Annotated in this window: 13 protein-coding genes; 8 read left to right on the plus strand and 5 right to left on the minus strand. The window is 38.2% G+C overall.

All coding sequences use genetic code 11. From position 1 onward, the window contains the following. Positions 1 to 35: 35 nt before the first annotated feature. The 3 genes from ABD769_RS14300 (at position 36) to ABD769_RS14310 (ending at position 2,578) form a co-directional block, all read left to right on the plus strand. A complete protein-coding gene (locus ABD769_RS14300) occupies positions 36 to 818 on the plus strand; it encodes a hypothetical protein (protein WP_344852098.1) in 783 nt (260 codons plus the stop codon). A 521-nt stretch (positions 819 to 1,339) separates the two neighbouring features. Next, positions 1,340 to 1,774 carry a low molecular weight protein-tyrosine-phosphatase gene (locus ABD769_RS14305; protein WP_344852099.1) on the plus strand — a complete coding sequence of 145 codons (435 nt, stop codon included), beginning with the start codon at positions 1,340 to 1,342 and terminating at the stop codon, positions 1,772 to 1,774. A 36-nt stretch (positions 1,775 to 1,810) separates the two neighbouring features. After that, positions 1,811 to 2,578: a ThuA domain-containing protein gene (locus tag ABD769_RS14310; protein WP_344852100.1), complete on the plus strand. Its 768-nt coding sequence runs from the start codon at positions 1,811 to 1,813 to the stop codon at positions 2,576 to 2,578. A gap of 48 nt (positions 2,579 to 2,626) precedes the next feature. Here ABD769_RS14310 and ABD769_RS14315 read toward each other — a convergent pair whose 3' ends face one another. Further along, positions 2,627 to 3,301 carry a hypothetical protein gene (locus ABD769_RS14315; protein WP_344852101.1) on the minus strand — a complete coding sequence of 225 codons (675 nt, stop codon included), beginning with the start codon at positions 3,299 to 3,301 and terminating at the stop codon, positions 2,627 to 2,629. Between the two features lie 163 nt (positions 3,302 to 3,464). On the opposite strand from ABD769_RS14315, the gene ABD769_RS14320 reads away from it, so the two are divergent. After that, positions 3,465 to 4,916, plus strand: a complete 1,452-nt coding sequence (locus ABD769_RS14320) for an alpha-L-fucosidase (protein ID WP_344852102.1) — start codon at positions 3,465 to 3,467, stop codon at positions 4,914 to 4,916. Between the two features lie 5 nt (positions 4,917 to 4,921). Here the strand turns inward: ABD769_RS14320 and ABD769_RS14325 are convergent, their stop codons facing one another. The 3 genes from ABD769_RS14325 to ABD769_RS14335 all read right to left on the minus strand — a co-directional run bounded on the left by ABD769_RS14325 (position 4,922) and on the right by ABD769_RS14335 (position 10,713). Beyond that, positions 4,922 to 6,442, minus strand: a complete 1,521-nt coding sequence (locus tag ABD769_RS14325) for a rhomboid family intramembrane serine protease (RefSeq protein WP_344852103.1) — start codon at positions 6,440 to 6,442, stop codon at positions 4,922 to 4,924. A gap of 6 nt (positions 6,443 to 6,448) precedes the next feature. Next, positions 6,449 to 7,198 (minus strand): class I SAM-dependent methyltransferase, encoded by a 750-nt coding sequence (locus ABD769_RS14330; RefSeq protein ID WP_344852104.1) that lies wholly within the window; start codon positions 7,196 to 7,198, stop codon positions 6,449 to 6,451. Positions 7,199 to 7,515: 317 nt separating this feature from the next. Next, positions 7,516 to 10,713: a S41 family peptidase gene (locus ABD769_RS14335; RefSeq protein ID WP_344852105.1), complete on the minus strand. Its 3,198-nt coding sequence runs from the start codon at positions 10,711 to 10,713 to the stop codon at positions 7,516 to 7,518. Between the two features lie 74 nt (positions 10,714 to 10,787). Between ABD769_RS14335 and ABD769_RS14340 the strand changes: the two genes are divergently transcribed. The 4 genes from ABD769_RS14340 to ABD769_RS14355 all read left to right on the plus strand — a co-directional run bounded on the left by ABD769_RS14340 (position 10,788) and on the right by ABD769_RS14355 (position 14,297). Continuing rightward, positions 10,788 to 12,068, plus strand: a complete 1,281-nt coding sequence (locus ABD769_RS14340) for a glycosyltransferase family 4 protein (protein ID WP_344852106.1) — start codon at positions 10,788 to 10,790, stop codon at positions 12,066 to 12,068. 111 nt (positions 12,069 to 12,179) lie between these two features. After that, entirely contained in the window at positions 12,180 to 12,746 is a 567-nt protein-coding gene (locus tag ABD769_RS14345) for a DUF1016 N-terminal domain-containing protein (protein ID WP_344852107.1), read from the plus strand. A 2-nt stretch (positions 12,747 to 12,748) separates the two neighbouring features. After that, positions 12,749 to 13,495 carry a glycosyltransferase family 2 protein gene (locus tag ABD769_RS14350; protein ID WP_344852108.1) on the plus strand — a complete coding sequence of 249 codons (747 nt, stop codon included), beginning with the start codon at positions 12,749 to 12,751 and terminating at the stop codon, positions 13,493 to 13,495. Positions 13,496 to 13,736: 241 nt separating this feature from the next. Then, on the plus strand, positions 13,737 to 14,297 hold the full coding sequence (locus ABD769_RS14355) for a type 1 glutamine amidotransferase domain-containing protein (RefSeq protein ID WP_344852109.1): 561 nt from the start codon (positions 13,737 to 13,739) through the stop codon (positions 14,295 to 14,297). Between the two features lie 131 nt (positions 14,298 to 14,428). Here ABD769_RS14355 and ABD769_RS14360 read toward each other — a convergent pair whose 3' ends face one another. Continuing rightward, a complete protein-coding gene (locus ABD769_RS14360) occupies positions 14,429 to 15,472 on the minus strand; it encodes a hypothetical protein (protein ID WP_344852110.1) in 1,044 nt (347 codons plus the stop codon). Between the last annotated feature and the right edge of the window lie 141 nt (positions 15,473 to 15,613).

Below are 15,613 nucleotides of genomic sequence, written 5' to 3' on the forward strand. Positions count from 1 at the left end.
GTAATATGGAGAATGACCTCATTAATACACTTAGAATGCGTTTTGCAATATTGCAAAACCAACCCTTAACCGGCGGTATAATAGCCAAAAACCTGCGCATTAGCGATAACGGCAACGGCGAACTCAGCCTCTACGGCGATTTTACCATTACTCTAAAAGTATTGGATTTAACCACTAACGGAGCACCGAACCTGAATAGCTTGATGACTTTTACCCAACAGGTAATTACAAATAAATTACGCGGCGGTGGGTATAGAAGTGGGGTTAACTTTTTAAAATATAATTCTATAAAAAAAGCATTCGATACCAGTAAAACCTGGACTTACTCTATACGTTATAACTTTAATTTTACTGTAAATGTACAACAGATTAATATGTTAAGCCAGTTAAAAGGGAATGATTTTGTACTCGCCGTAGTTGATAGTATTGGATATCAATTTACCGACCAATATGGGAGACGAAATAATTCAGCAGGACTTACTCAAGGTAGTGATGGTGGTGGTCCAGCAGTTGTTGGCTACAGTAATTGGTTAAAAGATAAATACACAGGTGTTCATGAATTTTTCCATACACTTAATTTAGATGATATTGAAGATGCTGGCAAAAAGAATAGATTAATGTATCACTTGGGCGATAATATTGGGCATTCTCTATCTAATACTGAAAAAGGGACTATAATGAATTTTATTATGAGAAACTTAAAGGATATGGAAAAATCATCTTATAATAATGCGAGTTTAAATACAGTAAATAAATTAAGACTTTTTCTTAGAGACACAACTAATGGCTTTAAATACAATAAAAACAAATTTAGGTAGCATAATCTTTGTGATTCTTACAGCATGCAATGCCAGGAATGAAAACAGGAAAGATAAAGCTTCAAATCAAGACACTTGTAAATATTATCGGTATGATGCTCACCAAATTGTGTCCAATTTGGGTTGCCAGAACTGCCATGTCCCTTATGGTGATAGAATGGATAAGAATATTTTTACATTCAGAGAAATATCAGTTATGGATAGCTTAAAATTGATTAATTACGCCTTTAAAAAAAAACACAAGGGCTGGTATAGTACGACCGGAACATTTAAGGCATCCAGGATGGATACATTAAGTGACTGTGAAATAAAAAGTGTAATCCGTTACATAAAAGATTCAGGTAGAGATATTGCTACGCCTAGCCAATAAATTGTTATGGTTTCAAATACAATAAAGCTAAGTTTAGATATTTTGTTATTATTCTTAATGTTAGCATATACAACAAAAAAACAATTCTAATCTTATCATCATTAACAAATTTAAATGTTACTTATATCTTTATAGCAAAATCTAAATAATATTGAAAATTTTAATGGTTTGCCTCGGTAACATCTGCCGTTCGCCTCTGGCAGAAGGCATAATGCGCCACCTGGCAGATAAAGCGCATTTAAACTGGGAAATCGCTTCGGCAGGAACAGGTAACTGGCATATCGGTAAAGCACCCGACCACAGGAGTATTGCTGCTGCTAAAGCAATGGGCTACGATATCAGCAAACAGCGGGCGCAACAGTTTAATCCTTCCATGTTCACCGATTACGACCTGATTTTAGTTATGGACCGCAATAATCTGGCTGATGTTAAAAATTTAGCAAAAAGCGATGAAGAGCGGAAAAAGGTTAAACTTTTTCTTGATAACGACGAAGTTACAGACCCATATTGGGATAATACACTGTTTAGCCCTGTTTGTAAGCAGGTTGAAGAAAGATGTATAGAAATTATCGAACAACTTTCTTAAATTTAAGCTCATTATTACCACTAACCAAGTCAAAAAATGAAAAAGTACATCTCCCTGTGTTTATTAATCGCGTCCGTTTTTTTATTTCAGAGTTATACCGCAGCCAGAAAATCGGCAAAGGTTTTAGTTTTTTCTAAAACGAAAGGTTTCAGACACAATTCTATTGAAACCGGGAAAGAAGTCATCCAGAAATTAGGAGCCAAGCATCATTTTGAAGTAGATACCACTGAAAATGCTGACCTTTTTACCGAAGATAATCTTAAAAAATACGCCGCTGTTATTTTCTTAAACACAACAGGCGATGTACTCGACAATAAACAACAGGTTGCTTTCGAAAGGTATATCCAGGCAGGCGGCGGTTATGTAGGCATCCACGCGGCAACCGATACCGAATACGACTGGCCATGGTATGGCAAATTAGCAGGTGCATATTTCACCAGTCACCCGGCTGTGCAGGAAGCTAAATTTATCATTAAGGATAAAAAACATCTTTCAACTAAATTCTTCACCGATTCAGTTTGGATGAGAAAGGATGAGCTATATAACTTTAAGGATATTAACCCTGATATTAAAGTGTTGATTACTTTAGACGAAAAATCATATATAGGTGGTAAAAACGGCGATTTCCATCCTTTTAGCTGGTACCACAACTTTGACGGCGGAAGGGCTTTTTATACCTGCATGGGCCATACCAAAGAAGGCTGGACAGAAGATAAATTCCAGAACCATTTATGGGGAGGTATTGAATACGCTATAGGCAACCAAAAGAAATTAGGTTACAGCAAAGCGCATTCAAAATTCTAAATATTAATTGAGCTTGTTGAATTTCAAATCAGCAAGCTCAATGTTAAATTATGGCTGCACTTTTTTATAATTAACCAGATAGATATAATTCAGCATACAGAAAGAAGCCACCGCTCCGAAAGTATGCCACAAAAAGTGTGTACCAATGCTTAATATATCCCACTTATCGGCTATACGAAAAGTGAGCGCAAATATGAAAGCAATCAGCGCAAACCCCACCCACTTACCATTTTTCCATTCGGTTTTAATCAGGTAGCCAAATACGGGGAACAAAACCAGCGCTGCCATAAAAGCATAGTTGATATTGATAAAGATTTGAAAATCGCCGTTGCTAAAAAGCCGCCTTACGTAAAATTGAAAGAATGCATAAACGGCTACAATTAGTACGGCGAAATACCACTTTGTAAGTTTCGCCAGGAAATAAACACCAGCCGAAAGACACAGGAGCATAATCGGCATCCAGTCCATCATGATAAAAATGGGCCAGCGCCTTAACCCGTGATAAGTGGTGCCGCCAATCCCCCCGATGTAAAGCAACACCAATGCAATACTTAAAAAAGTATGCTGTTTAAAATTACCCCGAAGTTTAATCGTCCAGTACACTGCAATAGCCAAAAAAAAGCAACTTGTTATGGTATTAAATGGCTCAGGAAAAAGCTGACTAAGATTGGTTTCGGTGTACATTGTACCACCATCTGGAGGGTTTTGGATAAAAGCGCTCATGAATAAATAACGTAAGGAAAAATTAAATGTTTCATCAATCCGTGTAACGATCAAGATGGAAAAATAATTTTACTTTTACCTATTCTACAGGTTAAATATTGATTAACTCTTTTCATTTGGACTGCATTTTTTGTACTTTAGGTACATCTAAGCTATAATGATAATGAAGCCTATACTAATTCTTTTTCTTTTCTTAACAACGGCAATTTATGCCCAAACGCCACCTGAACCTTATGGTGCAGTACCATCAAAAAGGCAATTGGCCTGGCACGATATTGAAGTTTACGGTTTAATTCACTTTACACCAACCACCTTCGAGAATAAAGAATGGGGCTTTGGTGATGCTGACCCGAAAACATTTAATCCGACAGATTTCAATGCCGATCAGATTATTAAAGCGGCTAAGGCAGGTGGATTAAAAGGCATTATTCTTGTGGCAAAACACCACGATGGTTTTGCCTTATGGCCAACAAAAACAACTGGTTACAACATTAGTAAAAGCCCTTTCAGAGGAGGAAAAGGAAATTTAGTTAAAGAGGTAGAGCAGGCCGTTCGTAAAAATGGTTTAAAGTTTGGGGTGTACTGCTCGCCATGGGACAGAAATAATGCCCTTTATGGCACCGATAAATACCTGGCCATTTATCAGGCCCAGTTAAAAGAACTTTACAGTAACTTCGGCGAACTTTTTATGAGCTGGCACGATGGTGCAAATGGTGGCGATGGCTATTATGGCGGTGCGAAAGAAAAACGCTCGATTGACAATACCACTTATTACGATTGGAAAAATACCTGGGCAATTACCCGTAAAATGCAGCCCATGGCCAATATTTTTAGTGATATTGGTCTGGATATCCGCTGGGTAGGTAATGAAGATGGCCATGCAGCAGAAACCTCATGGGCTACTTTTACACCAATGGCACCTGATGGGAAAAACGAAGCTGTTCCAGGTCAGGCAAATTACCCGCAAAGTCCTGAAGGGATTAGAAATGGTAAATTCTGGATGCCGGCCGAATGCGATGTGCCTTTAAGAAAAGGATGGTTTTATCATGCTAATGAAAAACCCAAAACACCAGAAAAACTATTCGATCTTTATTTAAAAAGTGTAGGCCGTGGCGCAGGTTTAGACCTTGGTTTAGCCCCTGATATCCGCGGACAACTGCATGAAGATGATGTAGCCGCCCTCAAAACCTTTGGCGATATGGTGAAGCATACTTTCGAAAACAACCTGGCTAAAAATGCCCAAATTAAAGTGAGCAACAGCCGTGGTAAAAAGTATAATGCTGCCACGCTGATCGATCACAACAGAGAAACTTATTGGGCTACAGCGGATGATATACATACTGCAAGCCTCGAACTGGATTTAAAAACATCAAAAACATTCGATATCATCAGTTTACAGGAATACATTCCCTTAGGTCAGCGGATAGAAGCTTATACCGTAGAAGTATTTGAAAACAATGCCTGGAGAAAAATCTATGATGGCACAAGCATAGGCGCGAAACGTTTGATTAAACTGGATAGCCCTGTTACCACGAATAAAGTAAAAATAAACATCACCAAATCTCCGGTTTGCATTACATTGAGCGAGATTGGCTTGTATAAAAAGGTAGGATAATAATATTACTGGTAAAGAATTTCAAATACCCTGGCCAATGCGTTAGAAGTTTCTTTGCTGTAGCGATAAGTACTGTCAGCCTTAATGTCTCTGTACATTAACATTACGGCCCGGTGCGATACCTTACTCAGTTTTATCTTTTCATCTCGTTCTTTAGCATCTTCGGGCCTTAAATTTAAGGCCTGCATTTGTTTAATTACTACCAGGTTCCGCTCCATTGGGATGATACCATCTTCTTTAATAGAAGCCAGTTTAACATCTTTAGGCAAAGAAATTTTTAAATTCATAATGCCATTAAGTGAGCCGAGATTCCCGTTAAAAGTATCTCTTAATTTGCGGTACTCTTCCGTTCCATATTTGGGGCTAAAGTGAAGCACTCCGCTAAAAAATAGCAGGAATAAAAGGATCGAAACGGCATACCTTGCCCAGGTTTTAACTTCGAATGTTTTATCCCACTTATAATTAAGGATATAAGTGAAAATAAATCCCGATACAAATCCCCCAATATGTGCCGCATTATCAACCCTTTTGCCAAACACACCGTTTACAAGCACCAATAATGATACAATTAGGGTACTTGCCAATAAGGCTTTAGTTGCCCTGGGCTCAAAAGATTTAGTAATCAATAGCGCAATAAAAGCACCATATAAGCCCATAATGGCTCCGGACGCCCCCATCATCACGCCTTCCTGATGAAAAATCAGACTCACCAAACCACCACAAATACCGCTCACCAAATAAATAAAGAGGTATTTTTTCCAGCCCAGTTTATTCTCAATCATTAAACCGAGGTAAACCAGCGCATACATATTGAAAAACAGATGCGATTTAGATCCGTGGATAAACTGATAGGTAATTAACCGCCAATAGTCGCCACCCAGCACGAGGTTACGCTGGTTAACACCAAAATTTAACGCCACCTTTTTGAGTTCTTCAATAAATTCGGGATCATAACTGCTGCCGTTTCTTACAAACTGATACCGCAGCCAAACAATCGAAAAAATAACAAAGGCGATATAATAGAAAATATTGAGAAGCACCAAAATCGGCGTTACGGTATAGCCTTTTTGAGGAAAAAACAGAAACAGTACATTTTTGATCTTATTTTTAGTCGCTAAAGGCGCTTTTTCAAAATAATGATCATCCTGAGTGGCAATAAACTGGTGGAAATTTTGCAAACTTTCTTCCCAGACATCTTTGAGGTGAAATTCTACATATTCAAATTCATGAAAAAATTTTTCGAGGTTTAAGTCATTTTTGCCATAATCGTTAAACAGCATTTGGATACCCACACACTCACTTTTTACAACAGCAAAATTTCCATGGATGCGGATTGATATTTCCTCGCTGTACGATTGAAAAGATATTGGCGTATAGGCAATTAAACCTGTTTCAGAAACATGGCTCAGGCTCCAGCCCAGATTTTCGATCGCCTGCCTGGCAATAATTAAATATTGATCTGCCGGAAATTCGGCCAGTGGAATATATTTTTCAATTTTAGGCGAGTACCCCCAACTGATTGACATAGCGTTTTAGATTTTTTTCGCTACTAAGATAATATATGGTGATAGATTTTTGCTCTCGAATGGGATAATCTTTGTAAATATTTTGCCGGTAAGCCAAACTGCTTTCTTAAATAACCGAACGCCAGCTGATTTCTGGCTTTCATTTTCCAGCCACACACTAAAACGGCCAAAATAGCCAGATTTTACTTCTTTAAGTCCGGCCTGCTCGCAGATTGATTTCAAAAGCGCCGGATCCATGCTATCAATATTGTGTTTATCGTAGTTCTCCTTATCGAAATTCTTTTGAAACCAGCCATTAACTGCCTTAAAATTTGGCAGGGTGATAAACAAAGTTCCACCCGGTTTTACAAAAGCAATGTGGCGGTTAATAATATCGGCAGTATCATTAAAATGTTCAATTAAACCGCAGCTTAATACCAAATCGTACTGTTTTTCTGGTGTGTAATTAAAAAGATCGGTTTCGATAATGTGGATATCTTTTTCAGTTAAATCGTTCTTTTCCAAAAGTTCTTTTACCACTGGCGGATGAACAAAATAATCCAGGAGGGTAACATCCAGTTTGAAATACTTTTTCAGGAACACAGCATAATAACCAGGAAAACCACCCAGCTCAATGGCAGTTTTAATACCATTTTTCTGGATTACAGCTTCCAGCTGGGCATGAAATAAATAATTTGAAGGTAACTGAACCGCTAGTCCTTTTTTACTTTCCCAATAATTTACCCAAAAAGCCCTGTCGGTTAATAAATTTGCCATGTTTTAAATAATTCCAATCCCAAAGAAACGGAAAAAAATGGTTAATTGTTTAAATTGGTTAACTGGTTAATTGTTTTACTGCACATTTATCACTTTCTTCCCAAACGCAATCGTCATACTGCCTGATTCTTCTGGATCAGCATCTTTTAGCATGGTAGACCCTGAAATAAATTCAGGGTGACTACTACTAAAAATCAACAATTACTTTATTATCGATTGCCAGCAATATAACAATCCAACAATTAAACAATCTTTCTGCACCATGCCCAATTAACCGATTTAAACAGTTAACCGATTAACCATCCTTTCGATTAACCTTACTTCAAATCCTTCAAAATTTCTGCTACTGCTTTTTCCAGTTGAGGATCTTTATCGGCCAGGCGGTCTTCGAAAGTGTTTTTCACAAAAATATCAGGTTTTACACCTTCTTTTTCGATGTTTTTACCATCCATGGTATAACATCCCCAAGATGGTAAACGATAAGAAGAACCATCAACCAAACCTTTGGCCGAGGTAAAAATAATCCAGCGGTAGGTTTCCGTACCGATAATTTTTCCCAGTTTCAATTGCTTAAAGCCTGCAGCCGTCATTTCGGCATCACTTAACGATTGTTCATTAATAAGCAATACAATCGGTTTCGCCGCAGGACCAAAATTACTTTGAGGTGCCAGCTTACCACCACGGTATTTCCATTGTAAATAAGGCCGTTGGGAAAGAAATTTCAATACATCATCATGCACATTTCCACCGGTATTGTAACGCAGATCGAGGATAATCGCGTCTTTGTTTTCTTCCTGTGCAACCATATCCAGTAAAAAACTTTCCAGTTCGCCGGTACTCATATTTTTCATGTAAGAGTAAGCAATTCTGTTATTGCTCCATTTATCTACATTCTGGTGGTTTTTGGTAATCCATTCGTCGTAAAGGTTTCCTCGCAGAGTTCCCGAACTTTCCGGATGTACATTTACATAAACATCTTTCCCGCTGCGTTTAAATGTTAAGGTCATTTCGCGATCCAGAGATGGTTTACTGAAATAGTAATCGCGGTCTATTTTTTCATCAACTTTTACACCGTTCACTTCGGTTAAAATATCGCCGGCTAAAATATTTGTTCCGGTACGGGCGGCATTACTTTTTGCGGCAATTCGTTCAACCTTTAAAGGGTTTTCGTTATCAAAAATGATTCCTGTTTCATTGGTAATGTAGTTTAAGTTTTTACGCTCCTCTGCCCCCGCACTGTTAAAGCCCATGTGCGATGAATTGAGTTCGCCAAGCATATCGTTCAATAAAATCCTTAAATCGCTACGGTTGTTCACATAAGGCAGATAAGCCGCATAACGCGTTCTCATTTTGTCCCAATCTACGCCATGGAATTTTTCATCGTAGAAATTTTCATCCAAACCAACCCAGGTTTCGTAAAACATCTGGTTAAATTCGGCATTTAAGTTTCTTGTAAATTTGTAGCCGTGATCTACACGGTCAAGCCTGTTACCTTCCAATGTATATTTATTGATGGTTCCCCGCGATAAAACAAAAAATCTATCCCCTGATGAAATAATCGAATAATCGCCGCCATCGGCAACTTTTTCGGTTTTATTGGCTTCAAAAGGTTCAATTGTGGTACGGTAAAGTCCGGGTGCACCACCTTCATGGTTTGATGAATAGAACACATAAGTTTTATCTCCTTTGGCATAAACATCTGTCCCGTACTGACCGCCAAAAGAAGGTCCCACCAGCTCTACCCTATCTAAAATATCCTGGGTGTTAATGGTAATTACCTCTGCAGGTTTCGGGGTAGATTTAACGTCGGTTTTCTTTTTAGCGGTATCAGTTTTTGATTTTTTATCATTTTTTGGCGCCGTTACTACAGGTTTAACATCTGTTGGTGCAGGTTTGCTTTCTTTAAACAGATCGTCGAACTTATCAGAGCGGTAAGGCTCGTCGTAATTATTCAAAGCCATGCGGTAAATGTGCGCATTCTGCATGCCCGTTGGGTACGATGGTTTGGTACGGGCACTGGTAAAGTAAATATACTTTCCATCCGGCGACCATGCCGGCCCCGTTTCGGTAACGCCGGTATTGGTTAAATTGATGGTTTTATTGCCTTTAATGCTATGCACCATAATATCCTTTTCAAAATTGCGATACACGGAAAAAAGCACGTATTCATCATTGGGCGAAAAACTTGGAGCCGAACTCTGTATGGCCCAAAATTCGTCGGTTACCAAAGTTTTGGCATCAAAAGTTTTAAGGTCCATCAGTTTAAGTTCGTTCCTGCCACTTAAATACACCGCCATCGTTTTGGTTTTATTCAAAGTGATATCGCGCACATTCGCTTTATCTTTGGTAAGTTGTTTTACCGATCCCTTTCCATCGCCGGTAATGGTAAACCAGTTCTGGTATCCGTTAGCCGTTTGACTGAACAAAATCGTTTTGTTATCGGCCAGCCATTTACACTCCAAGGCACGTTCGCCGCTATTGGTAATTTTGCGGATAAACTTTCCATCGGCATCACTTACAAATACCTCACCACGAGAGATAAAAGCCATCTTTTTCCCGTCTGTAGACACATCAAATGCCGAAATGTTGCCACGCACATCGTATTCCTGCTCTTTACTCAATACCTGGTTGCGCGAGGTACTGATATTGATTTTTTCTGTTTTTTTAGAAGCTACATCATAAGTATATAACTGATAATCTTTTTCGAATACTACTGTAGTTCCATTGGCCGAAACAAACGGACGTTTAATAGAGGTATCGAAATTGGTTAAACCTGTTTTTTTGCCATTGATAAAAGTGTAGAGGTTATATTCGTCGTTACCTTCATCCGATACAAAAAAGATATTTCCTTTCTGATCAACACTGGTCCAGAAATCTTTTCCGATATAATCTGTATAACGTTTATAACTTTTGGTTTTTGGGTTGTACGATTGGATATCGGGATTATATGCGCCTTTGTAGTGTTTGCGGTTGGTAAAACGGTAACTTTCCCAGGTATCGTTAAAAAAAAGTTCACCCGTAGGCGATTCGGCAATATGGTGCGTGGTATTGAAATAGTTATCAAATAAACGAACAGCTGTACCCCCGTTTACACTCACTTTATAACTCGAAAAAGAATTGTAGCGGCCAGAGGTAAAATAGATTGTTTTCGAATCCCAGCTCCAGTTATCCACTTCATCGGCAGCATCATTAAAAGTTAATTGTTTAATATCACCGCCTGTCAAAGGCATAATATATACATCATAATTTCCAAACTGATTTGATGAAAAGGCCATCCACTTCCCGTCAGGAGATATTTTCGGATTAATTTCTTCACCCTGCATGGCAGTGATCCTGGATGCCACGCCGCCCTTAACCGGAACTTTCCAGATATCGCCGTCGTAACTGAATACTATTGTTTGCGCATCAGGCGTTAAAGCAGGGTATGCTGCAAAGTAGGTTTGGGCTTTTACAATTGAATGAAAAGGCAATAAAAACGCGAGTGTCGCAAGCGATTTTAATAAGAATTTGATCATGATTTATTTTGTTTGGCTTATGATGCCTCAAAATACACAACAGATTTTATATTCGTAAACAATAAAATGTATTTTTGATTGATTTGAAAGTAGTACACCTAAATACCTACGATGGAAATGGCGGAGCAGGACGAGCCTGTTTGCGTTTAAGTGATGCCTTAAGGGCAAGTGGAATCGATTCGAAAGTGTTGGTTTACTATAAATTTGGCCAAAACCCGAAGATAGATACCTTTAGCAAATCGCCCATTCAAAAAGCCCGGGCTGTTTACAATATCCTGTCTGAAAGGTATTATGCCAAATGGCTAAGCAAATCGGTAAAAACGCCATTCAGCTTGCAATGGTTCGGCCGTTCAGTAATTAACCACCCTGATGTTAAAAGAGCAGATATTATCCATTTACATTGGGTAAACCATGGCTTTCTTAATCCTAAATTTTTAGCGCAGCTTGATGAACTGGAAAAACCAATTGTGTGGACTTTTCATGATAGCAATGCTTTTACCGGAGGATGCCACGTGCGTTATGGCTGCGAAAATTTTCATCACCAATGCGGCAATTGTCCGATTTTGAAAATCAGTGGTAAAAATGATATTTCACATCAAACCTGGTTACGCAAACAAAAAGCTTATACTGAATTGAATTTCCATATTGTAGCGCCAAGTAAATGGATGGCAGCATCAGTAAAGTTTAGCAGTTTGTTGGGTACCAGAAAAGCTACCGTTATTCCAAATACCATTGAAACCAAGATTTTCAAACCTTATGTTAAATCGGAAGCGAAGAAAATCCTGAAGATTAACCCGGATAAATTTGTGTTAATGAGCGGTTTTATGCCCTCTAAAAACGACAAACACAAAGGAACACCTTATTTGATTGAAGCTTTAGAAATTCTTTCGCGCCGTACCGGAATACAAAAGGAAAATATAGAACTGGTTATTTTCGGGAATAAGGAAAATGCAGAAATGCCCGAATTCCCTTTCAAAACTACATTCTTAGGTACGATTAATAAAGATGACCATTTGGCAAAATGTTATTCTGCTGCTGATGCTTTTATAACGCCATCATTAGAAGACAATCTACCCAATACGGTGATGGAAAGTCTTTCATGCGCTACACCTGTTGTTGCTTTTACTACAGGCGGGATACCCGATATGGTGAAACACATGCAAAACGGTTACCTGGCCGAATACCAGAATGCAGAAGATCTGGCAAACGGCATTGAGTGGTTATACCACCGCCCTAATAAGGAGGAAATCCAGAAAGCAGCCAGGTTAAGCATTTTAACAGACTTTTCGGAAGAAGTTATTGCTGCAGAACATATCCATCTGTATGAAACACTGATTGATTTACAGCCGAAATAAAATCAATTTTTAATCAAGGTTTTACAATTTAGTTGCCAAAGTCTCATTTTCTTGCCAGCAAATAAAAATTTGACCAATCTTTATTAAATTTATACCGGTTGAAACTGTTAAATGGAAAGCATCACTAATTATTCTGAAAGTATTAAGGCATTAAAATCGGCTATTTTATCGAGCCGGTATAAAGCTGCTGCTTTAGTGAATAAAGAACTTTTGCTACTCTATTTTACAGTGGGCAAATTTATTTCGGAAAAGGTAGAAAAAGAGAAATGGGGTGCTAAAGTAATAGATAACCTTTCCAATGATTTACAATTAGAATTACCAGGCTTACGCGGATTTTCGGGAACAAATATTAAACGGATGAGGTTCTTTTTTGAGTCGTGGCAAGAGCATGTGCTAATTAGTCCGTCACTGACGGACCAATTACAATTAACTGATATTCAGAACATTAAATTTAGTCCGTCAGTGACGGACCAATTGGAAAAAACATTTTTCAATATCAGTTTCACCCACCACATCGAAATTTTACAAAACTCGCAATCGGCAGAGGAAAGGACATATTATATCCAAAAGGCAGCTATCGAATTTTGTGTTTCCACCTACACAACCAGCCAAATATTACCAAAAGCATTTAAAGGTTTAATCCCCGATGCAGAAACCTTTAAAAAATTAATGGACTAAGCATGCCCAAATTAACAATCATCACCATTGTGTACAATAACGTTCGTGATATCGAACGTACCATCCAGTCTATCCTTAAACAGACTTATAAAAAAATTGAATACATCGTAATAGATGGTGCATCAACGGATGGCACACTGCAGGTTGTTGAACATTATAAAGACCGCATTTCAACAATCGTATCCGAACCCGATAAAGGCATTTATGATGCCATGAATAAAGGCCTGGCATTGGCAACAGGCGATTATGTTTTATTTATGAATTCCGGCGATGAAATTTACGATGAAAATACGGTAGAAGATGTTTTTGCCTCCGCTCCCGGTGCCGATATATATTACGGAGAAACCGAAATGTACAATGATAACTGGGAAAACCTGGGCCGCAGAAGGCATGAGGCCCCTGAAGAATTTGACTGGACGAGTTTTAAATATGGCATGAGCATCAGCCACCAGGCCATTTACATCCGCCGCAGCATTGTTACACCTTACGATTTAACTTATAAATATAGTTCTGATATCGACTGGATTATTAAAGCAGCAAAAAAAGCTTCGAATATTGTGAATGTTCACCGTTATGTAGCCAAATACCTTGTTGGTGGTATGAGTAAGAAAAAACACCGCGAAAGCTTAAAAGAACGCTTTAAAATTTTTACCAAATATTATGGTTTATTGCCCAACATTTTTAACCATATCATTATTGCCGGTAATTTAGCCTTATATTTTTTTAAACACCGTAGGACAAATGATTAGGTATTTTAGCCAATATGTTAATATCGAAGTATCGTCATTTCGAGCGCAGCCGAGAAATCTATGTAAATCAATTTAGTTCATAGATCTCTCCATTTCGTTGCACTTCAGTCGAGATGACGCCCCCTATTGGAATCTCTTAAATGGTTTGGACTATATTAAGATGCCACCCTAATCTAAAATTTCTGAAACAATAATTTTTCCCAACTGTCTTTAATACATCACCTATTAAAAATTAAAGATTATGGGACAATTAAGTAACCGCACTATTGCTGTACTTTCAGAAAGCGGATTTGAAGAAGTAGAATTAACCGAACCAGTTAAAAGGTTAAAAGAAGAAGGAGCCACCGTTCACATTATCTCCTCAAAAAGCGGAAAAATAAAAGCATGGGATCAGGATCACTGGTCAATAGAAGTTGATGTGGACAAAACCATTTCGGAAGCAAATGCTGAAGATTATAACGGATTACTTTTACCGGGCGGTGTAATTAATCCTGATCAGTTACGGGTTAATGAAGATGCCCTGACTTTTGTAAAATCTTTCTTTGCCGATGGAAAACCAGTTGCTGCCATTTGCCATGGTCCGCAAACTTTAATTAATGCCGATGTAATACAGGGCAGAAAATTAACCTCTGTAAAAAATATTTCGCAGGATCTGATTAATGCCGGTGCCATTTGGTCTGACGAAGAAGTAGTGGTAGACCAGGGTTTGGTTACCAGCCGTACACCAAAAGATTTACCTGCTTTTAACGATAAAATTGTAGAGGAATTTGCCGAAGGTGTTCATGAAGGGCAGCACGCCTAAAAACTTTGGACGCTCTTTCTAGATTCACTCAAAAACGGTCGGCAATTTGTCGGCCGTTTTTCTTTTGTGCCGTCAGATGTTATCATCTGACGGATAATTCAGTGTCGGATGGTCACATACAACGCCACAACTTACAATTTCACCTGCCTGATAATATTTTTAATATTCAGTTCAATAATATCCGTCATGGTTTTACAACGCAGATAATTTGTATCCTTAAAATAATCACTCATCCCTTGCTTTAGCAAAGCGATATTTTCGGGCGTAGTCAGTTCTTCCTTGTTCGAAACATCTCGCAGATCTGTTAGCCGGTGCCGCTCGCTCCTCACCCGGTGTACAATAGACGATCGTTCTTCCTGCTGGTATTGAAGTACAGTTTTCTCTGTCAATTGCTCCATGCTCATTTTTACGTAAGGTAAATTCTCTTTAAAAAACTGGGGCAAGTAAACCTTTAAATTTCCTTCGTAAAACTGCTGGTCAAAATCTATTGCCCTGATGCGGAATTGGATATCATCAAAATCAGGTGTAATCTGTACCACAAAATTGTAAGCACGCATATCGCCCAAAAGCATAATTAAACAGCGTTCATTAAATTTAACAAACTCTTTTGCAATTCGGGTAGGGTTAAATTCTGGTGTATATAGCTGCCCCTTTGTAAAAATATCTCCCGGAATCCCTGCAATATGTTCTTCAACCAAAGTATCGCCATCAACCAGATAATTTACCTGATTAGGTGATAGAATTTCTTCCATTTCTAAACCATAAATACGTGAGGCATCGGCTTTTTTAATATAGAAATAATCGTACACATCATTTAAACGGTTCACAATACGGATACGGAAGGGATGTGTATTTCCGAAAGTGCAATATTCAATTTTATCGATGTATTTATGTTCTACAATCCGCAGGTTACCCGATGCTTTTAAGTTGGCATAAATTTCCTTTAAACCTTCATGCAAAGGTTCAATTAAATCCTGTGCATAAATAGGCCCTTCCCAAAGTGAATCTTTGCCGAATTTATCCATCAAGGGAAAAGCTTCGTTAAACTGCATCAGATCGTTATAACCGATGGGTAATTTCGCTTCGCGCTGATAGGTACGCAAATATTTTTGCAAAGCAGGGGTAACCGGAAAAATCGGCTTCTTTTTTGAAATTTTTACATCATTATTTTCCATGCAGAGGCAATGTACTATTTTCTACAAAATATGTTTAAATTTTTACTACAAAGAATATCTGTTGTCAACCATAGGGCAAACAAAGAATAACGCATCGTAAGAATTTTAACCACAGATAAAAAGGATAAAACACAGATATAC

The sequence above is a fragment of the Pedobacter jeongneungensis genome, from assembly GCF_039538295.1.
Taxonomy (GTDB): Bacteria; Bacteroidota; Bacteroidia; order Sphingobacteriales; family Sphingobacteriaceae; genus Pedobacter; species Pedobacter jeongneungensis.